Source organism: Citrobacter sp. R56, from assembly GCF_016811995.1.
Taxonomy (GTDB): Bacteria; Pseudomonadota; Gammaproteobacteria; order Enterobacterales; family Enterobacteriaceae; genus Citrobacter_D; species Citrobacter_D enshiensis.
Map to the genome: position 1 here is coordinate 661,117 of NZ_CP069159.1, position 23,745 is coordinate 684,861.

Below are 23,745 nucleotides of genomic sequence, written 5' to 3' on the forward strand. Positions count from 1 at the left end.
GAACGGCCCGGTAAAATTAGCAAAATGTGCAAAGTCTTTTGCTAATTTAGCAATAATCCTGGTTCACCACGTCACCGTGGCTTCAAACCCTCCCTGGGCAGCATGACTAAACGTCACCTCCATGCCATGTAATGCGGCGATTCGGCGAACGATCGACAGGCCCAGCCCGCTGCCTGTCACGCTCTGTCCCGGTGGGCGATAAAAACGTTCGCCGATGTGGGGCAGAATGTCGGGCGCCACACCGGGGCCATTATCGGTAACGGTAAAACAGCGCGCCTGTAAGGTCACGTTCACGATACTACCCTGCGGGCTGTAGCGAATGGCGTTATCCAGCAGATTTCGTACCAGCAGACTCAGCAGCAGAGGCTGTGCGGTTCGCATGACATTGTGTGCATTAATGTTCAGACGCACATCGATGTGTGCCTGCTGCGCCAGATGATAAATCTCCATCACCGCGGATTGCAGAACCTCCTCCAGAGAGAGTTCTGCCACATCCTGTAGATTGTCGAGCGAGTCGAGTCGTGAAAGGGTTAAGAGTTGATCCACCAGACGTGTGGCGCGGTCAATACCTGCATGCAGTTGCACAAGCGCTTTTTCCCGGGCCTTCGGATCGTCGTCAGAGAGTTGCGCCACTTCAGCCTGGACTTTCAACGCCGTCAAGGGGCTGCGCAGTTCATGGGCCGCGTCTGAAGTGAAGCGTCGTTCACGCACCATCATTGAGTGCGTGCGGATAAATAACTGATTGAGTGCTTCAACCAGCGGGCGGACTTCACTGGGGACGCCTTTAGGATCAAGCGGCTCCTCTGATTCCGGGGCGCGCAAACGCAGCGTTTGCGCCAGTTTTTTCAACGGTTTGAGTTCCCAACTGAGTAACACAATCAGGATCAGCAGCATCAGTGGGAGGGCGATAAGCCAGGGGGTGAGTTGCGCCGTGACGATCGCCAACGCCATATCTTCGCGGTATTCCCACTCTTGCCCCGCCACAATACGGTATTTACCGTCGGCGGAGGTTAACCAGATAAACCGCCATTTGTCGTTATCCCCTTTCAACCGGCCATCATCAAAACCATCCCGATGGTAGCTATAGGGAATGTCCCGTCCGTTATCACCATCGTGCAGCACCATTCTGCCGTCGCGGGTGTACACCGCAAAGGCCAGAACATCGTCATCGACGTGACCGTGTTTGAATTTTTTCGGCGTACGCGCCATTCGGGCCGACGCGTTGATGTCGTTGATATCCAGCGCGCTCAGACGTTTGGCAAACAGCATCAGTTGCGTGTCAAACAGCTCATCAACGTTGTCGGTTGTTTTCTTCCACGCGACAAAGCTGGAAACCGCCCAGGTGAGAGATGCCAGGATCAGAAAGATCAGGGTTAGCCTGACCCGCAGACTGAGACGTTGCGTTAATTTCATGCGTCACCCAGGGTGTAGCCGATTCCATGTACGGTACGGATAAAGTCGCTGCCAAGTTTGCGGCGCAGATGATGGACATGCACTTCTACGGCATTGCTGGAGACGTCATCGTCCCAGCTATACAGTTTTTCTTCGATGAGTTTGCGTGGAAGAACTCGCCCGCTGTTGCGCATGAGTAGTTCCAGCAGCGCAAATTCTTTCGGTTTGAGCGGTAAAGGTTCGCCCGCCAGCGTCGCCATCAGGCTACCGGGATTGAGCGCCACCTGTCCGTGACGCAGTTCGTTGCTGGCCTGGCCGTTGGCGCGGCGCACCAGCGCCTCCAGTCGGGCGGCGACTTCGATGAGCGCAAAGGGTTTGCAGAGATAGTCGTCTGCGCCGAGACGCAAACCTTCAACACGTTCCGCCAGCGCATCACGCGCCGTCAAAATCAATACCGGTTCGCGTTTACCGTTTTCACGCCACTCGCGCAGAATCTCCCGCCCGTCCATTCCCGGCAGCGTCAGGTCGAGGATCACCGCATCATACGGGGCGCTGTAGAGCGCTTCTTTACCCAGGCGTCCTTCGGTAAACCAGTCGACGTTGAATCCCATTTTACCCAGACCCGCTTTGACGCCATCGCCAATCAACGCGTCATCTTCTACCAGTAAAATTCGCATGATATTCGTCCCTGCAGTGATTCAGTTTGTGGTCAGTAAACCCTGTCGTCGTGGGCGATGTACAGAAAAAATATCTCTTTTTTTGGCTTAAGAAGTTGTTAAGGATTAACGTATTTAATGGACGTGAAACAACATGAAAGGGAGAAAGTATTATGAAGAAATTGGCTGCAATGATTGCCGTGATGGCATTGAGTTCTGCACCGGTCCTGGCGGCTCAACAGGGCGGATTTTCTGGTCCGACGGCGACGCAAAGTCAAAGCGGTGGGTTTGTTGGCCCGAACGGGAGCAGCACGACGGTTGAAAGTGCGAAATCGCTGCGTGATGATACCTGGGTAACGCTACGTGGGAATATCGTTGAGCGCATTTCCGACGATTTGTATCTGTTTAAAGATGCCACCGGCACCGTGAATGTGGATATCGACCACAAACGCTGGAACGGGGTGACCGTGACGCCGCAGGACGTTGTGGAAATTCAGGGGGAGGTCGATAAAGACTGGAACTCTGTGGAGATCGATGTAAAACAGGTCACCAAAGTTGCCAAATAATCCTTATCAGGGCCGCGCTTGCGGCCCGTTTCTTTATATCAGAAAGATGATGTAAATCAGCCTTCTGACAACATTCAGGCGTAAAGTGATACGCTCTACTTTTTCTGACAGAGATATCATGAAAATGCGTCCTCTATTATGGCTGGTCAGCCTGATATGCACTCCCTCTCTTTTTGCCGCGACAGTTCCTGAAGGAACCGTACTCTCACCGCAACAAATTTTCCGCTATAACAACCACAGCGACCCAGGCACCCTGGACCCGCAAAAGGTGGAGGAAAATACCGCCGCACAGGTCGTTCTTGATCTATTTGAAGGCTTGGTCTGGATGGATGGCGAGGGCAATGTGCAGCCTGCGCAAGCAGAACGCTGGGAGGTACTGGACGGCGGCAAACGGTATGTTTTTCATCTGCGAAAAGGGCTGCAATGGTCAGATGGAACGCCACTGACGGCTCAGGATTTTGTCGTCGGCTGGCAACGCGCGGTGGATCCGCACACGCTCAGCCCCTTCGCGGGATATCTAGGCGCAGCGCACATTCGCAATGCGCAGGCTATCGTTGAAGGAAAATCGCCGGTGGCCTCGCTTGGGGTCAAGGCCGTGGACGACCAGACGCTGGAAGTTTCCCTTGAGCAACCCGTCCCGTGGTTTACCGCTATGCTGGCGTGGCCAACGATGTTTCCTGTTCCGCATCATGTGATTGCACAATATGGTGATGCCTGGAGTAAGCCTGAGCATATGGTCTTCAACGGCGCATTTGTGCTGGATAAATGGGTGGTGAACGAGAAGATCGTGGCGCGTAAAAATCCACGTTACCGTGATGCGCAGAAGACGGTATTGCAACAGGTGGAGTATCTGGCGCTGGATAATGCGGTGACAGGATACAATCGCTATCGTGCAGGCGAGGTCGATCTGACCTGGGTGCCCGCGCAGCAGGTCCCGACAATTGAAAAGAACCTGCCTGGCGAGTTGCGGGTCATTCCCCGCCTGAACAGCGAGTATTATAACTTCAATACCCGCAAAGCCCCCTTTAATGACGTGCGCGTGCGACGTGCATTATATCTTACGGTAGACCGGCAGCTTATTGCGCAGAAGGTTCTGGGGCTAAGGACGCCAGCGACAACGTTAACCCCGCCACAGGTCTCTGGTTTTGCCTCGCCCGCGCTGGATGAATTGCAGCTGCCGATGAGTCAGCGGGTCGAAATGGCAAAAGCGCTGCTGAAGCAAGCGGGCTATGACGCCCAGCATCCGTTAGCGTTTGAGCTGTTTTACAACAAGTACGATCTTCACGAAAAAACGGCGATCGCGCTCTCTTCTGAATGGCGAAAGTGGCTGGGCGCGGACGTGAAATTGCGGACAATGGAGTGGAAAACGTATCTGGATGCGCGTCGGGATGGGGATTTTATGCTCTCTCGCCAGTCGTGGGACGCCACTTACAATGAAGCCTCAACATTCCTGAATACATTGCAGTCGGAGAATGCCGAGAATGTCGGGCACTGGCAAAATGCGCACTATGATGCATTGCTTGCGCAGGCGGCACGGACAGCCGATGCAAAGCAGAGAAACGCACTTTATCAGCAGGCGGAGCTGATCATTAATCAGCAAGCGCCGCTGATTCCTCTTTATTACCAACCGCTGATTAAACTGCTTAAACCGTATGTGGGCGGCTTTCCAGTTCACAATCCGCAGGATTATATCTACAGCAAAGAGTTGTACATCACTGCACACTAGTGGCGTTGCCCCCGTCCTTGCCAATGGGACGGGGGAAAGCTGGCAGACTTTGTGACTCAACGCGCCAGATAGGGTAATATCTGCGGCAATATTGCCTGGCAGATAGCGGGTATTGTTCAGGCTAACAGTTGAGGAACCACGATTAATGAGCGATATGGCAGAGCGCCTTGCGCTGCATGAATTCACGGAAAACGCCTATCTGAACTACTCCATGTACGTCATCATGGACAGGGCGTTACCGTTTATTGGTGACGGGCTGAAGCCAGTTCAGCGTCGTATTGTGTATGCGATGTCGGAACTGGGGCTGAATGCCAGCGCCAAATTTAAAAAATCCGCCCGTACCGTCGGTGACGTACTGGGTAAGTATCATCCTCATGGTGACAGCGCCTGCTACGAAGCCATGGTGCTGATGGCGCAGCCATTCTCTTACCGTTATCCGTTAGTTGACGGCCAGGGGAACTGGGGGGCGCCGGACGACCCGAAATCCTTCGCAGCGATGCGTTATACCGAATCTCGCCTGTCGAAGTATGCGGAGATTCTGCTGGGGGAACTGGGGCAGGGAACGTCAGACTGGGTGCCGAACTTTGACGGTACGATGCAGGAGCCGAAAATGCTGCCTGCGCGTCTGCCGAACATTCTGCTCAACGGGACTACCGGTATTGCGGTCGGGATGGCAACAGACATTCCTCCACATAACCTGCGCGAAGTGGCGAAAGCGGCCATCACCCTGATTGAACAGCCGAAAACGACGCTGGATCAACTGCTGGATATCGTGCAGGGGCCGGACTATCCGACGGAAGCTGAGATCATTACCTCCCGTGCTGAGATCCGTAAGATTTACGAGAACGGGCGCGGCTCCGTGCGCATGCGCGCGGTATGGAATAAAGAAGATGGCGCAGTGGTAATTACCGCGCTGCCGCACCAGGTTTCCGGCGCGCGTGTCCTTGAGCAAATCGCGGCCCAGATGCGCAATAAAAAGCTGCCGATGGTGGACGATCTGCGTGACGAGTCGGATCACGAAAACCCGACGCGCCTGGTGGTCGTACCGCGCTCCAATCGTGTGGACATGGATCAGGTGATGAACCACCTGTTTGCCACCACGGATCTGGAAAAAAGCTATCGCATCAACCTGAATATGATCGGTCTGGATGGTCGTCCGGCAGTGAAAAATCTGCTGGAGATCCTGACCGAATGGCTGGCGTTCCGTCGTGACACCGTGCGCCGCCGCCTGAACTATCGTCTGGAGAAAGTCCTCAAGCGCCTGCACATCCTTGAAGGTTTGCTGGTGGCGTTTCTCAATATCGACGAAGTCATTGAGATCATCCGTCACGAGGATGAACCAAAACCTGCGTTGATGTCGCGCTTCGGCATCACTGAAACGCAGGCTGAAGCCATCCTAGAACTGAAACTGCGTCATCTTGCCAAACTGGAAGAGATGAAAATCCGCGGTGAGCAGGATGAGCTGGCGAAAGAGCGTGATCAGTTGCAGAGCATTCTGGCTTCCGAGCGCAAAATGAATAACCTGCTGAAGAAAGAGTTACAGGCTGACTCTGATGCCTACGGCGACGATCGTCGTTCTCCGTTACAGGAACGCGAAGAAGCTAAGGCGATGAGCGAACACGACATGCTGCCGTCTGAGCCGGTGACCATCGTGCTTTCCCAAATGGGTTGGGTGCGTAGCGCCAAAGGTCACGATATTGACGCGCAAGGGCTGAACTATAAATCGGGTGACAGCTTTAAAGCTGCCGTGAAAGGCAAGAGTAACCAGCCCGTGGTGTTCATCGACACGACCGGGCGCAGTTATGCCATCGACCCGATTACGCTGCCGTCGGCACGTGGTCAGGGCGAACCGCTGACCGGTAAGCTTACGCTACCGCCGGGGGCGACAGTGGATCATATGCTGATGGAAGGCGATGAGCAGAAACTGTTGATGGCGTCTGATGCGGGTTATGGCTTTGTGTGTACCTTCAACGATCTGGTCGCGCGCAATCGTGCGGGCAAAGCACTGATTACGTTACCGGAAAATGCGCATGTGATGCCGCCGGTGGTGATTGAAGATGACACCGATATGCTGCTGGCAATAACTCAAGCGGGCCGCATGTTGATGTTCCCGGTCAGCGATCTGCCGCAATTGTCGAAAGGCAAAGGGAATAAGATCATCAATATTCCTTCTGCAGAAGCCGCGAAAGGTGAAGATGGCCTGGCGCAGCTTTACGTTCTGCCGCCACAAAGCACGCTGACGATTCACGTCGGCAAACGCAAAATTAAACTGCGTCCTGAAGAGCTGCAAAAAGTGACTGGCGAACGTGGCCGCCGCGGCACGCTGATGCGTGGTCTGCAACGTATCGATCGTATCGAGATCGACTCTCCTCGTCGCGCAAGCAGTGGCGATAGCGAAGAGTAATTGTCTCGTCTTATTCTCCCTCCTTTCATGGAGGGAGAATAAACGTTAAAAATTCCCGTGAAACCGTTGTTTATTCGTGCGTTGCGATTAACAATACGCTTTTCCAGAGAGCCGCTCTTAACAAAGCTCTAACCTGATAGCAGGTGACGTACAATAGGTAGGCTCTTGGGGCTTCAGAGGTTGTTATGCTATATATTTTTCGTCTCTTTATTACTGTTATTTACTGCATTCTGGTCTGTATTTTTGGGTGTATCTACTGTCTCTTCAGTCCACGAAATCCTAAGCACGTCTCGACCTTTGGTCGTATGTTTGGTCGCCTGGCCCCTTTGTATGGCTTGAAGGTGGAATGTCGTTTGCCTGCCGGTGTTGAAAATCACGGCAATGCCATTTATATCGCTAACCATCAGAATAATTACGATATGGTGACGGCCGCGAATATTGTTCAACCGCCTACCGTTACCGTGGGTAAAAAAAGCCTGTTGTGGATACCGTTTTTCGGGCTGTTATATTGGTTAACCGGCAACTTATTGATCGACAGAGATAACCGGGCCAAAGCGCACAGTACCATTGCACAAGTGGTACGCCATATTAAGAAACGCCGTATTTCTGTGTGGATGTTCCCGGAAGGCACGCGCAGCCGCGGGCGTGGTCTGCTACCGTTTAAGACGGGGGCGTTTCATGCCGCGATTGCCGCAGGCGTACCCGTTATTCCCGTGTGCGTATCCAATACCTCAAATAAGATTAACCTTAACCGACTGAATAACGGTCTGGTGATTGTTGAGATGTTACCGCCGATTGATATCAGCGCCTTTGGTAAAGATCAGGTTCGGGAACTCGCGGCACATTGCCGTACACTGATGGAACAAAAAATCGCAGAACTCGATAAAGAAGTCGCAGAACGGGAAGCAGCCGGCAAGGTTTAAGTCGGTTAGTGAGAGATTTGCGGAATACGATTTCCTGCGCATTATTTTAGCCAGTTTTACATGGAGCTTATATGTCACTCAGTCGGCGTCAGTTCATTCAGGCCTCAGGGATCGCACTGTGTGCTGGTGCTGTTCCGCTGCGAGCACATGCTGCCGGACAGCAGCAACCGTTACCTGTTCCGCCACTGTTAGAGTCCCGTCGTGGACAGCCATTATTTATGACGCTGCAGCGCGCGCACTGGTCCTTTACGCAAGGGACTCGCGCACCGGTCTGGGGCGTTAATGGCCGCTATTTGGGACCGACGATCCGCGTCTGGAAAGGGGATGACGTTAAGCTTATCTACAGTAACCGGCTGGCGGAAAACGTCTCGATGACCATCGCGGGTCTTCAGGTGCCAGGGCCACTGATGGGCGGCCCGGCGCGCATGATGTCGCCGAATGCTGATTGGGCGCCGGTGTTGCCGATTCGCCAGAGCGCCGCCACCTTGTGGTATCACGCCAATACGCCGAACCGAACCGCGCAGCAGGTGTACAACGGTCTGGCCGGGATGTGGCTGGTAGAAGATGAAGTCAGCAAGTCGCTGCCGATCCCTAACCACTATGGCGTGGATGATTTCCCCATCATCATCCAGGACAAACGGCTGGATAATTTTGGCGCGCCAGAGTACAGCGAGCCGGGAAGCGGTGGTTTTGTCGGCGATACTTTGCTGGTTAACGGCGTACAAAGCCCGTATGTGGAAGTGTCTCGCGGTTGGGTGCGACTGCGTTTGCTGAACGCTTCCAACTCACGTCGCTATCTTTTGCAGATGAGCGACGGTCGCGCACTGCATGTGATTTCGGGTGACCAGGGCTTTTTACCTGCGCCCGTATCAGTTAAACAGTTGTCGCTGGCGCCGGGCGAGCGTCGTGAGATCCTGGTCGATATGACCAACGGTGATGAGGTGTCGATCACTTGTGGTGAAGCGGCAAGTATTGTCGACAGGATCCGCGGGTTCTTTGAGCCTTCCAGTATTCTGGTGTCGACGCTGGTGCTGACGTTGCGCCCAACGGGGCTTCTGCCGCTGGTGACAGACAATCTGCCGATGCGCCTGTTGCCGACGGAAATCATGAGCGGCGCGCCGATTCGCAGTCGGGATATCAGCCTTGGCGAAGATCCGGGTATTAATGGGCAGTTGTGGGATGTAAACCGCATTGATATCACCGCTCAGCAGGGCTCCTGGGAGCGCTGGACCGTACGCGCCGATCTGCCACAGTCGTTCCACATTGAGGGTGTGACCTTCCTGATTCGCAACGTGAACGGCGCAATGCCTTTCCCGGAAGACCGGGGCTGGAAAGACACCGTTTGGGTGGATGGTCAGGTGGAGCTGTTGGTCTATTATGGACAACCGTCCTGGGCGCATTTCCCGTTCTACTTTAACAGCCAGACGCTGGAAATGGCGGACCGTGGCTCTATCGGGCAGTTACTGGTGAACCCGGCGCCGTAATCCTCTTCTCGCCCGCGAGGGCGAGATAAGAATACCTTTCGATTTCTCATTCGTTCCGGCTTATAATCGCCGGCCTTTGATTATTTTTTTACCATTTTTGGAAGTGTTATGAGCGCAATATCCCTGATCCAGCCAGACAGAGACCTTTTCTCCTGGCCTCAGTACTGGGCAGCCTGTTTTGGTCCCGCACCTTTTTTGCCGATGTCACGCGACGAAATGGACCAACTTGGCTGGGATAGCTGCGACATTATTTTGGTTACCGGTGATGCGTATGTCGATCATCCGAGTTTTGGTATGGCGATTTGTGGCCGTATGCTGGAATCGCAAGGATTTCGCGTCGGCATCATTGCTCAGCCGGACTGGAACAGCAAAGACGACTTTATGCGTTTGGGCAAACCGAACCTGTTTTTCGGCGTTACCGCTGGCAATATGGACTCGATGATCAACCGCTATACCGCCGATCGCCGACTGCGCCATGATGATGCCTATACCCCGGATAACGTGGCAGGCAAACGCCCGGACCGCGCCACGCTGGTCTATACCCAGCGCTGTAGAGAAGCGTGGAAAGATGTGCCCGTGATCCTCGGCGGCATTGAAGCCAGTCTGCGCCGCACCGCGCACTACGACTACTGGTCGGATACCGTACGCCGCTCGGTACTGGTGGACTCCAAAGCCGACATGCTGATGTTCGGTAACGGCGAACGCCCGCTGGTGGAAGTTGCGCACCGTCTGGCGATGGGAGAAACCATCGACCAGATCCGCGATGTACGTAACACCGCGATTATGGTGAAAGAAGCTCTGCCGGGCTGGAGCGGCGTGGATTCCACGCGTCTGGACACGCCGGGTAAAATCGATCCCATCCCGCATCCGTATGGCGAAGACTTGCCGTGCGCCGATAACAAGCCGGTAGCACCGAAAAAGCAGGAAGCAAAAGCAGTCACTGTTCAGCCGCCGCGTCCGAAGCCGTGGGAGAAAACCTACGTGCTGCTGCCATCCTTTGAGAAGGTGAAGGGCGACAAAGTCTTGTATGCGCATGCTTCGCGTATTTTGCACCATGAAACCAACCCTGGCTGTGCGCGTGCGCTGATGCAAAAACATGGCGATCGCTACATCTGGATCAACCCGCCGGCCATTCCGCTCTCGACTGAAGAGATGGACAGCGTTTTTGCTCTGCCGTATAAGCGCGTGCCGCACCCGGCGTATGGCGACAGCCGTATTCCGGCTTATGAGATGATCCGTTTTTCGATCAACATCATGCGCGGCTGCTTTGGCGGCTGCTCCTTCTGTTCGATCACGGAACACGAAGGGCGCATTATTCAGAGCCGTTCGGAAGATTCGATCATCAATGAAATCGAAGCGATCCGTGACACCGTTCCTGGCTTTACGGGCATCATTTCTGACCTTGGCGGCCCCACGGCGAACATGTATATGTTGCGCTGTAAGTCACCGCGCGCGGAGCAAACCTGTCGACGCCTGTCGTGCGTTTATCCGGATATTTGTCCGCATATGGACACCAATCATGAGCCGACGATTAATCTTTATCGCCGCGCCCGCGATCTGAAGGGCATCAAGAAGATCCTGATCGCCTCCGGGGTACGTTATGACATCGCCGTTGAAGACCCGCGTTACATCAAAGAGCTGGCGACCCATCACGTCGGCGGCTACCTGAAGATTGCGCCGGAACATACCGAAGAAGGCCCATTGTCGAAGATGATGAAGCCGGGTATGGGCAGCTATGACCGTTTCAAAGAGCTGTTTGATACCTATTCGAAACAGGCGGGTAAAGAGCAGTATCTGATCCCTTACTTCATCTCTGCGCACCCCGGTACGCGAGACGAGGATATGGTGAATCTGGCACTGTGGCTGAAACAGCGTCGTTTCCGTCTTGATCAGGTGCAGAACTTCTATCCGTCGCCGCTGGCGAACTCGACCACCATGTATTACACCGGGAAAAACCCGCTGGGTAAAATTGGTTATAAGAGTGAAGATGTGGTGGTGCCGAAAGGGGACAAACAGCGTCGTCTGCATAAAGCGCTGCTGCGTTACCACGATCCGGCTAACTGGCCATTAATCCGTCAGGCGCTGGAAGAGATGGGTAAAAAGCATCTGATCGGCGGTCGCCGTGAGTGCCTGGTTCCGTCACCGACGCTGGAAGAGATGCGCGAAGCGCGTCGTCAGAACCGTAATACGCGTCCGGCATTGACCAAGCACACGCCAGTGGCGCATCAGCGTCAGACACCGGCGAGCGCGAAGAAAACGCCGTCAACGCCGTCGCGCAAACCGTCTGAAGGGGCGAAAAAACGCGCTAAACCTACGGCAGGGCGCTAAACCTTATTGCCCGGCAGCGCTAACGCTGACCGGGCTTTCGTTTAACGCTACGAATGGTCGGCCGGAAAGGGGCTTGCACCACCCTCCGGCCAGCATCATAGTCTTAGTACAGACCCAGCACTTTCCACCATGCCAGCCCCACGGTCAAAAAGACCGCCTGATTAAACAAGCTGATGACAAATCCCGTTCGCCACCATACGCCTGTTGGAACATATCCTGCGCCAAACAGGATCGGACCGCGTGCGTGGGTGTACTGGGTGAGTGAACAATACAGGCTGCTGGTAAACGCCAGCATCAACGCCATCGGCGCTGCCGGGATATTCAGGTGCAGGCCAACCCCCAGGAATACGGCATAGAGTGCGGCGATCTGAGCGTTACCGCTGGCGAAGAAGTAATGGGTATAGAAATAGGCGGCATTCAGGATAAGCAGAACGATCACCCAACTGGTACCCTGCATCGTGCTGCCGATACTGTCGCCAATCAGATTGCCAAACCAGGTGGTGAAACCTAATTTCTTCAACTGGTTTGCCATCATTAACAATGCCGCAAACCAGATCAGCGTATCCCATGCGCCTTTCTCGCTTTTGACGTCTTCCCAACTGAGTACGCCGCTCAGTAGCAGAATAGAGAGACCGACAAACGAGGCTGTTGTCGCATCCACCCCCAGCGCATCACCAAAAATCCACAGCACCAGCAGGACGCCGACGGTTGCCAGCATCAACCATTCACCTCGCGTCATGCTTCCCATTTCCGCCAGCTCTTTGCGTGCGATATTGGGAGCATCGGGAGTATGTTTGATTTCCGGTCGGGTCAACCAGTAGACGAGGAGGGGGACGATCAGCAGCGAGACCAGGCAGGGCAGAAGCGCCGCCATAAACCAGCTTCCCCATGTTAAGGTGACGCCTGCGTTTGCCGCCAGTTTCACCGCTAACAGGTTACCGGTGTAGCCCGTCATGAAGAGCGCGGCGGTAACGTCATTCACGTTCCCGATACAGGTGATCAGAAAGGTGCCGATTTTACTGCGAGACTCATCATCGGGTCGTGAATCAAAGCTGCGCGCCAGTGAGTCGGCGATAGGATAAATGACGCCGCCGCAGCGAGCGGTGTTACTTGGCATCGCCGGAGAGAGGATCAGATCGGCGCAGGCCAGGCCGTAGGCGAGCCCCAGCGTACGTTTGCCCAGCAGGCGGATCATTTGCAAGGCAATACGCCGACCCAGGCCGGTTTTGATAAATCCCCGGGCGATCATAAACGCCACGACAATCAGCCAGATCAGCGAACTGTTGAGTTCACTCAGTGCCGTGGTAATTGCACCACTGGCGGTTTTATCCCCGGCGGCATAGACGAGCGCAAAAACGGTAATTCCAATGAGGCCCACAGCGCCAATGGGCAGTACTTTTGCAACAATAGAGGCGATAGTGGCTACAAAGATAATGGCCGAGTGCCATGCGGGTGCCGTTAATCCGGTGGGAGGAGGGAGTTGCCACAGTCCGACGGTGATCAACATAATGATAATGAGTGGGAGCCATTTGACGCCCTGGGTTTTGTTTTCCTTCACAATAAGCCACCTATAAAATATTGTTATCAGTTATGGGTGAATATAATTTCCATGAGTAACCAAATGGTTAACTAATATAATGCTGCACCTGAGTTGGCAGGAAATATACAGAGAATCAGGCGGATATTGTTTCGGTGTATGTCAAAATGAAAAAAGCCCGACAGGAAATCGGGCTTAAAAAAGTAACGTGAACGCGTTAACCGCCGAACTGATCCGGGTCTGGCCCCAGACGTTTTCCTTGATCGAGTTTGGCAATTTCGCTCAATTCATCTTTATCGAGACGGAAGTCCCAGACGTTGAAGTTTTCCGCAATACGTGAAGGCGTGACAGATTTCGGGATCACCACCAGACCGCTGTCCAGATGCCAGCGAATCACAATTTGCGCCGGAGATTTGCCATATTTGTCTGCCAGGTCGCGAATAATGGGGCGATCGAATACCCCCTCGCCGCCCTGCGCCAGCGGACTCCAGGATTCTGTCTGGATCTTGTGGGTGGCATTCCAGGAATGCAGTTGGCGCTGCTGCATCAACGGGTGCAGTTCGATCTGGTTGATCACCGGCGCCAGGCCCGTTTCGTCGATCAAACGCTGGAGGTGATTGACCTGAAAGTTACATACGCCGATGCTTTTCACCAGCCCCTGCTTTTGCAGGTCGATCATCCCTTTCCATGCTTCAACATAATGGTTAATAGCAGGGACAGGCCAGTGCATCAGGTAGAGATCCACGTAGTCGAGCTGTAGTTTGTCCAGGCTTTCCTGTAGCGCTTCGTAAGGACGTTTTTGATCGTCATTCCACAATTTGGTGGTGATGAACAGCTCTTCCCGGGCAATGCCCGCGTTTTTTAACGCCTTGCCGACCCCTTCTTCATTCTGATACGCGGCAGCAGTGTCAATTGAGCGGTACCCCACTTCCAGCGCTTTATGAATGGCGGAGATCACTTCCTCATTGCTTGCCTTCCAGACACCCAGGCCCAGTTGCGGCATTACATTGCCATCCTGAAGCTTGATAATGGTTGGTGTAGCCATGCGTTCCTCCTTCATATGAGCTCACCGGAGCATCGCCCCGGTGAGGTTGTGTGACTTAAGTCTGGACGAAATGCCCAAAAACGAAAGTCTGAAGCGAAAAAACCTTAGCGCGCCGCCTCATAAATACGGCGGCTGACGTCCAGCGTAATATCCTGATGTTCACCAAGATTTGTGCCACCGTGCGCTTCGAGTTTTGCCAGCAACGCCGGGATAGAGCTGCCGTCCAGACCATAATCCGAGAGACGGGTAGGCACCCCTAATTGCTCAAAGAAACTGCGGGTGGCGGCGATAGCAGCATCAATACGCTGGTCATCAGAACCTTCCGTAATGTTCCAGACGCGCTCGGCGTATTGCAGCAGTTTGGCACGTTTGGTGTCGCGTTTTTCATTCCACAGCGCTGGCAGAACGATAGCCAGCGTTTGGGCATGATCGAGGCCGTGCATGGCGGTGAGTTCATGGCCCAGCATATGGGTTGCCCAGTCCTGGGGAACACCTGCGCCAATCAGACCGTTCAACGCCTGCGTCGCCGCCCACATCACGTTGGCGCGGACATCATAGTTTTCAGGCTCCTGCAGCGCTTTCGGGCCATCTTCAACCAGCGTCAGCAGAATACCTTCAGCGAAACGATCCTGAATTTTTCCGTCGACCGGGTAGGTAACATACTGTTCTACCGTGTGTACAAATGCATCGACCACGCCGTTGGCAACCTGACGCGGCGGCAGCGTGTAGGTGTAAACCGGATCCAGCACAGCGAAGACTGGCTGTACAAACGGTGTCATAAACGCCAGCTTATCGCCGGTGGTTTTGCGCGAGATAACCGCGCCAGAGTTAGACTCGGAACCGGTCGCGGGCAGCGTCAGAACCGAGCCCATCGGGACTGCGCTTTTCACGTCGTTACCGCGGGTTTCCAGAATTTTCCACGGATCGACGCCATCGGCGTAGTGAGCGGCGGCAGCGATAAATTTGGTACCGTCCAGGACGGAGCCTCCCCCCACAGCCAGCAGGAAAGTCACCTTCTCATCACGCACCATTTTGACAGCATTCATCAGCGTTTCATAAGACGGGTTTGGCTCAATCCCGCCAAACTCCAGCACATCAAGACCGCTGAGGGCGTCATGTACCTGAGCCAGAACGCCGGTCTTTTTCACGCTACCCCCACCGTAGGTGACTAACACGCGGGCGCCCTGCGGAATTTGCTGGCGCAGATCGGTGATAGCGCCTTTACCGAACAGAATACGGGTTGGGGTCTGCAGATTAAAATTGTTCATTGTTCGTTCCCTTATGTGGGTAGAAAAGAGGGCAGGTGGATGGCTGCCTGATGGTGAACATTGTGGTCTTCAGCGGCGCGCCTCTCAATGCTCATTTCTGCCAATGTCTTGCCCATTTCTCCAGAGGACTGGAGAAAACGGATAAATGTGCGCACTATGTAGAGGTTGTAAACCAATGGCAAAGTGGCGCGCTATGAACCGAGAAGAGACCTGTCTTCTGCTGACAGATAAAATTAAGCAGCTGAAAAACAATGAGAAGAAGCTTAGTGAATTGCTTCCTGATATTCGCTTGCTGTATGGCACTGAACCTGGCCTGCGTACGCCTGTGATGTATGAGCCGGGCATCATATTTCTCTTCTCCGGACATAAAATCGGTTATATCAATGAGCGCGTATTTCGCTACGACGCCAATGAATATCTGCTGCTAACAGTACCTTTACCCTTTGAATGTGAAACTTATGCGACGCCAGAACGCCCGCTGGCCGGAATTCGTCTGAATGTGGATATCCTGCAACTGCAGGAACTGCTGATGGACATCGGTGAGGACGATAGCTTCCAGCCGTCGATGGCGGCGAGCGGGATTAACTCCGCCACGCTGTCAGATGAGATCCTCTGCGCCGCCGAGAGACTGTTAGATGTGATGGAACGGCCACTGGATGCGCGTATCCTGGGCAAACAGATTATCCGTGAAATGCTTTACCACGTGTTGACCGGACCGCGCGGGGGAGCGCTGCTGGCGCTGGTGAGTCGCCAGACACACTTTAGCCTGATTAGCCGTGTGCTTAAGCGCATTGAAAATAAGTACACTGAAAACCTTAACGTTGAGCAACTGGCGGCAGAGGCCAATATGAGCGTCTCCGCGTTCCATCATAATTTTAAATCGGTCACCAGCACCTCGCCGCTGCAATACCTGAAAAGCTACCGACTGCACAAGGCGCGTATGATGATCGTTCACGATGGGATGAAAGCGAGCGCTGCTGCGATGCGGGTAGGCTATGAGAGCGCGTCGCAGTTCAGTCGGGAATTTAAACGTTATTTTGGCGTTACGCCGGGTGAGGATGCGGCGCGAATTCGGACTCTCCAGGGGAGTTAACTGACTTCCCGGCTGGTAAGGCCGGGAAAGAGGAGGGACTCAGGCGCTGCAGTACTTTTTCTTGATGACAACGATCACCGTACCGAGCAGACCTGCGGTCAGCAAGGCAATCGGCAGGATCATTAAAAACGTCATCACCTGATCTTCATGGCGTTTGACGAACGGGATCATGCTGAGCGCATAGCCGAAACTGGTCACCACGCCAACCCACAGAAGACCACTCAGCCAGTTAAAAAACTGGAATCTGCGGTTAGAGAGTCCGGAAATTCCCGCCATTGTGGGCAACAGTGTGCGGACAAACGCCAAAAAACGCCCAACCAGCAGGGCCAGAAGGCCGTGTCGGTCAAACATACAGGTTGCGCGTTGATGGTATTTGGACGGTAGCTGTGCCAGCCAGCCTTTCACCGTTTGGGTATTTCCCAGCCAGCGACCCTGAATATAGCTGAGCCAACAGCCCAGACTGGCCGCCGCGGTTAAAATAGCCACGGTGGGTACAAAGTCCATCACTCCTTGTGCAATCAGCGCTCCTGCCAGTATCAGCAGGCTGTCTCCGGGTAAAAAGGATGCAGGCAGCAGGCCGTTTTCTAAAAACAGCGTGGTAAACATCACAAAGTAGACAACGCTAACAACATGTGGATCCGCCAGCGCAGCAAAATCGTGTTGCCAGAGCGCAGCGATTATATCTTGAATGACAGCCATGGACTTTCCTGTGGAACCGCGTTTAAGTGCCTATTGTACTCTCGAATTGCCCGGGACGCTTTGATCCCGGACGCAACAAACACAGACTTTTCTGCTGGAAGTGTCTGCAATTATGTCCATTAGCGGCAATTTTACACGATCCGGGCAAATCCTGCGGCTAAATCCTCAATAAGATCGTCAACATTCTCTAAACCAATATGTAAGCGAATAAGTGTTCCGCTGAAATCCACCACGCCTTCAGGGCGAATAGCGGCAATGTGCTCAGGTTGATTCGCCAGAATCAAGGATTCAAAACCACCCCAAGAGTAGGCCATGCTGAACAGGCTGAAGTTGTCGAGGTAGGCTGACATCTCGTCATTATTGAGCTTTTTATTCAGGACAAATGAAAACAAACCGCTGCTGCCGGTAAAATCGCGCTTCCAGAATTCATGGCCTTTACTGCCGGGGAGCGCAGGATGGTTGACGCGCGCGACTTGCGGGTGGGTTGCCAGCCATTCAGCCACTTTAAGGCTGCTTTCATGATGCTGACGCAGGCGCACGCCCAATGTACGTAAACCACGGCTGGTCATGTACGCCGTGTCGGCATCCAGCATTTGTCCCATCAGATAGGCGTTCTCACGCAGTTGCTCCCAGCAGCGTGCGTTGGAAACCGCCGTGCCGACCATCGCGTCAGAGTGCCCAATCAGATATTTTGTCCCTGCCTGAATAGAGATATCGATTCCAAAATCCAGCGCTTTAAATAGCACCCCGGCGGCCCAGGTGTTATCAATCATGATAATCGCATCAGGTGCAACTCGTCTGACGGCTTCAACAATCGCTGGGATGTCATGGACTTCCATTGTGATGGAGCCCGGGGATTCCAGGAAAACGATTCGGGTGTTGGGCTGAATGTGTTTTATGATATCGGCGCCGATCATGGGGTCGAACCAGCCGGTGGTCACGCCGAGTTTGGCGAGAATTTTGGTGCAGAAATCCTGGCTTGGCTCGTAGGCTGTGTTGGTCATCAGCACGTGATCGCCCTGTTCGACGAAAGCCAAAATGGTGTTGGCGACGGCCGCTGCTCCACAGGGGAACAGGGCGCATCCGACGCCGCCCTCCAGTTCGCACATCGCTTCCTGGAGAGAGAAATGGGTCAACGTTCCGCGACGGCCATAGAAAAGCTCGCCGTTGGCGCGGTTGTGGGTGGCGTGTTTTTTCGCTTCGACTGTCTCAAATACCAGTGAAGAAGCGCGTTGAATCACGCTGTTTACCGATCCCAGGGTGTACTTTTTACTGCGCCCTGCGTTCACAAATTGGGTATCAAGGTGTTTTTTTGCCATGTCACTCGACCTGTTTTTTTATACGTCTGGATGTCTAAACTAACATGAATGCTGCACCACGCATCCAGAGGAATCTCGATAAAGCAGAAAATTTTATCAAAATAACCTCTCGTGACTTTTTTACTGCGTAAGCGCAAGGAAAAGAAACCAAAGGTGCGGCAATATGTAAATAGTAATGAGAACGACTATCAATTCGACGTCGTTTTGATATTATTGCGCTCAGATTTTGTGATTTGCGTCCTGGAGATACAGAGTGGGTAATAATTTGATGCAGACGGATCTTTCCGTCTGGGGTATGTATCAGCACGCCGACATTGTGGTTAAGTGCGTGATGATTGGTCTGATTCTGGCGTCAGTGGTCACCTGGGCTATCTTCTTCAGCAAAAGCGTTGAGCATTTCACGCAGAAGCGCCGACTCAAGCGTGAGCAAGAGCAACTGGCTGAAGCCCGTTCTTTGGATCAGGCAAGCGATATCGCTTCTGAATTTGACGCAAAAAGTTTTAGCGCGATGTTGATTAACGAAGCGCAAAACGAACTGGAACTGTCAGAAGGCAGTGAAGATAACGAAGGTATTAAAGAGCGTACAGGGTTCCGTCTGGAACGCCGCGTCGCAGCCGTGGGTCGTCATATGGGACGGGGTAACGGTTATCTGGCGACTATCGGTGCGATCTCTCCTTTTGTGGGTCTGTTCGGTACGGTATGGGGCATCATGAACAGCTTCATCGGTATCGCGCAAACGCAAACCACTAACCTTGCCGTCGTGGCGCCGGGTATCGCAGAAGCGCTATTGGCGACGGCGATTGGCCTGATTGCGGCCATTCCTGCTGTGGTTATCTACAACGTCTTTGCTCGCCAGATTGGCGGCTATAAAGCGATGCTGGGCGACGTGGCGGCACAGGTGTTGTTGCTGCAAAGCCGTGATCTGGATTTGAACGCGAGTGTCTCCGCTCAGCCGGTACGTGCCGCGCAGAAATTACGTGTAGGATAATGTTTCATGGCAATGCGTCTTAACGAAAACCTGGACGATAACGGTGAAATGCATGAAATCAACGTGACGCCGTTTATCGACGTTATGCTGGTTCTGCTGATCATCTTTATGGTGGCTGCGCCCCTGGCGACGGTGGATGTGAAGGTGAATTTGCCTGCCTCCTCCAGTGTGCCGCAACCCCGTCCGGAAAAACCGATTTATCTGTCTGTGAAGGCCGATAACTCCATGTTCATCGGCAACGATCAGGTCACGGATGAAACCATGATCAACGCGCTTAATACGCTGACCGAAGGAAAGAAAGACACCACGATCTTCTTCCGCGCGGACAAAACGGTTGATTACGAAACCATGATGAAGGTAATGGACTCGCTGCATCAGGCGGGTTACCTGAAAATTGGTTTGGTTGGCGAAGAGGTCGCAAAAGCGAAGTAATCGTTTTGCCGGACGGTGCCTGGGCCTGTCCGGCCTGCTTTCTGCGGCTCATTGGCCGGGCAGGTATCGTCGCCCGGCACAACCCTACTCACCGTTGTCCTTGAAAACCTCTTCCACACTTTCACTCTTCGCGTTTATTGTCGATTCTCATCCAGCGCTACCGTTGTGATATTGGCTGTCCGGTAATTGCCATCGGAAAGTTTACGGGTCAGACGCAATGTGGCTGTTTCCCGCGTCAGCAAGTGCTGCCAGCTGCTTTCCAGGCGAGCCATGATTTTGTCATGTAGCTCCGGGCGTTGCTGCGTGAGGGTGTTAATGATCGCGCCGTAGATCTCTTCCTTTACCTGAAGGGCATAGATTTCACGGCGGTTTTGCCATTTTAACCGCACCAGCGCGGCGGGAATTGACACCATCTCTTGCGCGACGTTTTCAAGGATGGCATTTTTATTGGCAATTAACGCGTCAAGATTTTGCTTTAAGATAAATTCATCACTTTTATCGCTATCTAAAGCTAAATAAACATTATTATCCTCAACGTCTTTCATTTTACGCATCTTCCAGAGAATAAAAGATAGGGGTGTTTTTCTCCCCGGTAATTAAATTAAGCCAAATTTTATTACCATCGTCGTTTATCCGTGCGGTTGTTTCTGCCAGTATTTTGCTGACGGTTTGCGCATCAATATCACCTTCGGCCTGCAGTGCATTTATAAGGCGGGCAAACGTTTCAATTTTGGCAACTCGATACAATCGATCTTTTAAATGGCGGTCGCGTTCTTCAAGTAGCATATTCCTGGCTTGGCCAGTTGCGGTGGCGCTAATTAAAATATCTGATTCATAATCGCTGAGTGATTTCTTTCCCTGAGCTAAATTTTCACTCTTTTCTGCGGTGCTGGGTTCAGCGGGGGAAGGCGATAAATGAAAACGAGACGGAACAAGATGCTCGGGAAGCATGCTGTAATATCCTTTCCTGTCAATAGTATAACGAGTGTGTTTATAAGGCGGGTTTCGTTGACAATAGCATGGTGTAATTTTAAAATCAAAAAAAATGGAGCCAATAAATGAACAGTATTTTTTATTCTGTTATTACCCTGCTATTGCTTACCTTTGGTGTTCTTGTCCTGATGCGAGGACTTAATAAAAATTATTCTGAAGCGGGAGCAAACGCAACCCATCAACAGGAACCGATGACGAAAGAAGAGGGTGAAGATCATTTTTCATCGCTCATGAACACTATTACGCCGGTATGGTACTGGCGAGTTAATCATGAATATATCGATTTTCTTCACGCCACGATAAAACGGATGACGGTGGCTGAATTGAATGGAACGGCAGGTTTGTTTGATGCGCAAAGACGTTGTAGCGATCTTAATTCTGCGGTGTACAAATACTATGACAATATTAAAAAACGTTGTCTGAATGGGGAAAAGGTATCGCATTCTGATCTTGATGTGCTCAATTTGCGACAATGTTTTCGGGAGTTCAGCCTGGAGGCTTATCCTTCCCTGGTCGCGCTGGTGTGGCCAGAATATCAGCGCCCGCCCGTAAAACCGGATGACGTTTGAGCGCTGTGAATCTGCTGCGGTAAGAATGGTCAGAAGCGGGTTTTCACTCACTGGCCGGGTAAGGCAAAAGGGCCGCCCGGCGCAATGTCTTTACTTATCTGATGATGCTTGCCACAGATTCAGTTTGCCATCCGCGACATGCTTATCAATCTGCGTGAGTTCTTCAGGGGTGAACGTCAGGTTATTCAGCGCCTGAACGTTCTCTTCCAGTTGTTCAGGGCGACTGGCTCCAATCAGTACGGATGTGACCCGGGGATCCTTCAGCAGCCAGCTTAATGCCATTTGCGCCATCGACTGTCCGCGCTGTTGCGCCATCTCGTTGAGCAAACGCAGGCTGGCAATATTCTCTTCGGTGAGCATGTTCTCCGTCAGGCCACGGGCCTTTTTCCCTTCACGCTGCATGCGGGAACCTTCCGGGATACCGTTCAGATATTTTCCCGTGAGCAACCCCTGGGCGAGCGGGGTAAAGGCGATGCAACCTGTCCCATTGGCTTCCAGCGTATTCAGCAGACCACTTTTATCAACCCAACGGTTTAACAGGTTGTAGGAGGGTTGATGGATCAGCAGCGGGATCTTCCATTCGCGCAGCAGGTCAGCCATCTGCTGAGTACGTTCGGGAGAGTATGAGGAGATGCCGACATAAAGCGCTTTCCCGCTTTGTACCGCCTGAGCCAGCGCAGAAGCTGTCTCTTCCATCGGCGTATTTTCATCGACCCGGTGCGAATAGAAGATATCGACGTAATCCAGCCCCATACGTTGCAGGCTCTGATCGAGGCTCGCCAGCAGGTATTTACGTGAACCGCCAGCGCCATAAGGACCCGGCCACATGTCGTATCCGGCTTTGGTGGAGATGATCAGTTCATCGCGATGGTTCGCAAAATCTCGGCGTAACAGGCGACCAAAATTCTCCTCTGCGCTGCCCGGAGGCGGTCCATAGTTATTGGCCAAATCAAAATGGGTGATACCTAAATCAAATGCTTTCCGCAGCAGGGCTTGCTGTGAATCCAGCGCGTGAACGTGACCGAAACTGTGCCACAAGCCCAGTGACAGCGCAGGCAAACGCAAACCACTTCTCCCGCAATAGCGATAAAGCATTTGCTCATAACGTTCAGGGTTAGCTAACCAGGTCATGCAATCTCCTTAGAGCTGTTGGATTTCAAAACAACGTTTCTATTCTAGCGACTGCGTCAGATCTGTCCCGTTCGCCAGGTCACATTGAGATGAAATATTGGGCAAAAATACGCTGCTATGCTTTGCTTAAAAAAACATCTGTGCCGGAGTGAGGGTATGCCGAGACTAACTGCCAAAGATTTTCCGCAAGAACTACTCGATTACTACGACTACTATGCGCATGGAAAGATATCCAAACGTGAGTTTCTCAACCTCGCCGCGAAGTACGCTGTGGGTGGCGTGACGGCGCTTGCGCTGTTTAACCTGCTGAAACCGAATTATGCACTGGCAATGCAGGTGGAGTTTACCGACCCGGATATTGTGCCGGAATACATTACCTATCCGTCACCGAACGGGCATGGCGACGTTCGCGGGTATCTGGTCAGGCCCGCAAAGGCTGAGGGTAAAACGCCTGCGGTGGTGGTGGTTCATGAGAATCGGGGATTGAATCCCTATATTGAAGATGTGGCGCGGCGAGTGGCGAAGGCCGGTTACATTGCGCTGGCGCCAGATGGCCTGAGTTCTGTGGGCGGTTACCCTGGTAACGATGATAAAGGCCGGGAACTGCAGCAACAGATTGACCCCACAAAATTAATGAATGATTTTTTTGCCGCCATTGAGTTTATGCAGCACCATCCGGCGGCGACGGGTAAGGTCGGTATCACCGGCTTTTGCTATGGCGGCGGGGTATCGAATGCGGCGGCAGTAGCGTATCCAGAGTTGGCCTGCGCGGTTCCTTTTTATGGCCGCCAGGTTCCGGCGTCAGATGTCCCCAAAATCAACGCACCTTTGTTATTACACTATGCCGCTCTGGATACGCGGATTAACGAGGGTTGGCCCGCCTATGAAACAGCGCTTAAAGCAAATAATAACGTCTTTGAAGCGTATATTTACCCTGGGGTAAATCACGGTTTTCACAATGATTCGACACCGCGCTATGACAAATCCGCCGCCGATCTTGCCTGGCAACGTACACTGGCCTGGTTCGAAAAGTATTTACGCTGAAAGGTATGAGGCTGCTTATAAGTATTAAGACCGGACATTGAATAATAATAGTTTCCCATTCCGTTAGCATTTATTCAATATTGTGATTGAGGGGGGTCTTATCGCATAAAAAATGAAAAGTAAGTATATCTTCTTCACATTTTGCCGA

General features: G+C 52.9%; 21 protein-coding genes. 11 read left to right on the plus strand and 10 right to left on the minus strand.

Features of this window, described 5'->3' with window-relative positions; all coding sequences use genetic code 11:
* Positions 1–63: 63 nt before the first annotated feature.
* Positions 64–1,413, minus strand: a complete 1,350-nt coding sequence (qseC, locus tag JM656_RS03170) for a quorum sensing histidine kinase QseC (RefSeq protein ID WP_203359968.1) — start codon at positions 1,411–1,413, stop codon at positions 64–66.
* Positions 1,410–2,069 carry a quorum sensing response regulator transcription factor QseB gene (gene qseB, locus JM656_RS03175; protein WP_203359969.1) on the minus strand — a complete coding sequence of 220 codons (660 nt, stop codon included), beginning with the start codon at positions 2,067–2,069 and terminating at the stop codon, positions 1,410–1,412. Before qseB ends, qseC begins: the two co-directional genes overlap by 4 nt.
* 152 nt (positions 2,070–2,221) lie before the next feature.
* Between qseB and JM656_RS03180 the strand changes: the two genes are divergently transcribed.
* The 6 genes from JM656_RS03180 (at position 2,222) to JM656_RS03205 (ending at position 11,479) form a co-directional block, all read left to right on the plus strand.
* Positions 2,222–2,614 (plus strand): YgiW/YdeI family stress tolerance OB fold protein, encoded by a 393-nt coding sequence (locus JM656_RS03180; protein ID WP_162379494.1) that lies wholly within the window; start codon positions 2,222–2,224, stop codon positions 2,612–2,614.
* Between the two features lie 118 nt (positions 2,615–2,732).
* Complete coding sequence (locus tag JM656_RS03185) at positions 2,733–4,340, plus strand: ABC transporter substrate-binding protein (protein ID WP_203359970.1); 1,608 nt, start codon at positions 2,733–2,735, stop codon at positions 4,338–4,340.
* Between the two features lie 145 nt (positions 4,341–4,485).
* Positions 4,486–6,744 (plus strand): DNA topoisomerase IV subunit A, encoded by a 2,259-nt coding sequence (gene parC, locus JM656_RS03190; protein ID WP_203359971.1) that lies wholly within the window; start codon positions 4,486–4,488, stop codon positions 6,742–6,744.
* 185 nt (positions 6,745–6,929) lie between these two features.
* A complete protein-coding gene (gene plsC / locus JM656_RS03195; RefSeq protein ID WP_203359972.1) occupies positions 6,930–7,667 on the plus strand; it encodes a 1-acylglycerol-3-phosphate O-acyltransferase in 738 nt (245 codons plus the stop codon).
* 71 nt (positions 7,668–7,738) lie between these two features.
* Complete coding sequence (gene ftsP / locus JM656_RS03200) at positions 7,739–9,151, plus strand: cell division protein FtsP (RefSeq protein ID WP_203359973.1); 1,413 nt, start codon at positions 7,739–7,741, stop codon at positions 9,149–9,151.
* 108 nt (positions 9,152–9,259) lie between these two features.
* Positions 9,260–11,479, plus strand: a complete 2,220-nt coding sequence (locus JM656_RS03205) for a YgiQ family radical SAM protein (protein ID WP_203359974.1) — start codon at positions 9,260–9,262, stop codon at positions 11,477–11,479.
* Positions 11,480–11,582: 103 nt separating this feature from the next.
* Here JM656_RS03205 and JM656_RS03210 read toward each other — a convergent pair whose 3' ends face one another.
* The 3 genes from JM656_RS03210 to yqhD form a co-directional block, all read right to left on the minus strand.
* Complete coding sequence (locus tag JM656_RS03210; protein ID WP_238929227.1) at positions 11,583–12,986, minus strand: DASS family sodium-coupled anion symporter; 1,404 nt, start codon at positions 12,984–12,986, stop codon at positions 11,583–11,585.
* A gap of 247 nt (positions 12,987–13,233) precedes the next feature.
* Positions 13,234–14,061, minus strand: coding sequence for a 2,5-didehydrogluconate reductase DkgA (gene dkgA, locus JM656_RS03215; protein WP_203359976.1), 828 nt, complete (start codon positions 14,059–14,061; stop codon positions 13,234–13,236).
* Positions 14,062–14,165: 104 nt separating this feature from the next.
* A complete protein-coding gene (yqhD, locus tag JM656_RS03220) occupies positions 14,166–15,329 on the minus strand; it encodes an alcohol dehydrogenase (protein ID WP_203359977.1) in 1,164 nt (387 codons plus the stop codon).
* 193 nt (positions 15,330–15,522) lie between these two features.
* Here yqhD and JM656_RS03225 point away from each other — a divergent pair, with 193 nt between their 5' ends.
* Positions 15,523–16,422, plus strand: coding sequence for an AraC family transcriptional regulator (locus tag JM656_RS03225; RefSeq protein WP_203361208.1), 900 nt, complete (start codon positions 15,523–15,525; stop codon positions 16,420–16,422).
* Positions 16,423–16,461: 39 nt separating this feature from the next.
* On the opposite strand, the gene yghB is transcribed toward JM656_RS03225, so the two are convergent.
* Together yghB and metC are read right to left on the minus strand one after the other, a co-directional pair.
* Entirely contained in the window at positions 16,462–17,121 is a 660-nt protein-coding gene (gene yghB, locus JM656_RS03230) for a DedA family general envelope maintenance protein YghB (protein WP_203359978.1), read from the minus strand.
* Positions 17,122–17,252: 131 nt separating this feature from the next.
* Positions 17,253–18,440, minus strand: a complete 1,188-nt coding sequence (metC, locus tag JM656_RS03235) for a cystathionine beta-lyase (RefSeq protein WP_203359979.1) — start codon at positions 18,438–18,440, stop codon at positions 17,253–17,255.
* A gap of 253 nt (positions 18,441–18,693) precedes the next feature.
* On the opposite strand from metC, the gene exbB reads away from it, so the two are divergent.
* Both exbB and exbD read left to right on the plus strand, forming a co-directional pair.
* Positions 18,694–19,428, plus strand: a complete 735-nt coding sequence (gene exbB, locus JM656_RS03240; RefSeq protein ID WP_203359980.1) for a tol-pal system-associated acyl-CoA thioesterase — start codon at positions 18,694–18,696, stop codon at positions 19,426–19,428.
* A gap of 6 nt (positions 19,429–19,434) precedes the next feature.
* Entirely contained in the window at positions 19,435–19,860 is a 426-nt protein-coding gene (gene exbD / locus JM656_RS03245) for a TonB system transport protein ExbD (RefSeq protein WP_162379505.1), read from the plus strand.
* A 134-nt stretch (positions 19,861–19,994) separates the two neighbouring features.
* Here the strand turns inward: exbD and JM656_RS03250 are convergent, their stop codons facing one another.
* Both JM656_RS03250 and JM656_RS03255 read right to left on the minus strand, forming a co-directional pair.
* The gene (locus JM656_RS03250; protein ID WP_203359981.1) at positions 19,995–20,405 is read right to left on the minus strand and encodes a cytoplasmic protein; all 411 of its coding nucleotides are present in this window, start codon (positions 20,403–20,405) and stop codon (positions 19,995–19,997) included.
* A gap of 1 nt (position 20,406) precedes the next feature.
* Positions 20,407–20,811, minus strand: coding sequence for a hypothetical protein (locus JM656_RS03255; RefSeq protein WP_203359982.1), 405 nt, complete (start codon positions 20,809–20,811; stop codon positions 20,407–20,409).
* Between the two features lie 107 nt (positions 20,812–20,918).
* Here JM656_RS03255 and JM656_RS03260 point away from each other — a divergent pair, with 107 nt between their 5' ends.
* Complete coding sequence (locus JM656_RS03260) at positions 20,919–21,422, plus strand: ESA_00282 family adhesion-associated protein (protein ID WP_203359983.1); 504 nt, start codon at positions 20,919–20,921, stop codon at positions 21,420–21,422.
* A 90-nt stretch (positions 21,423–21,512) separates the two neighbouring features.
* Here JM656_RS03260 and JM656_RS03265 read toward each other — a convergent pair whose 3' ends face one another.
* Positions 21,513–22,553: an aldo/keto reductase gene (locus JM656_RS03265; RefSeq protein ID WP_203359984.1), complete on the minus strand. Its 1,041-nt coding sequence runs from the start codon at positions 22,551–22,553 to the stop codon at positions 21,513–21,515.
* Positions 22,554–22,709: 156 nt separating this feature from the next.
* Between JM656_RS03265 and yghX the strand changes: the two genes are divergently transcribed.
* Positions 22,710–23,597 carry a YghX family hydrolase gene (gene yghX / locus JM656_RS03270; RefSeq protein ID WP_203359985.1) on the plus strand — a complete coding sequence of 296 codons (888 nt, stop codon included), beginning with the start codon at positions 22,710–22,712 and terminating at the stop codon, positions 23,595–23,597.
* The last annotated feature ends 148 nt before the right edge of the window (positions 23,598–23,745 follow it).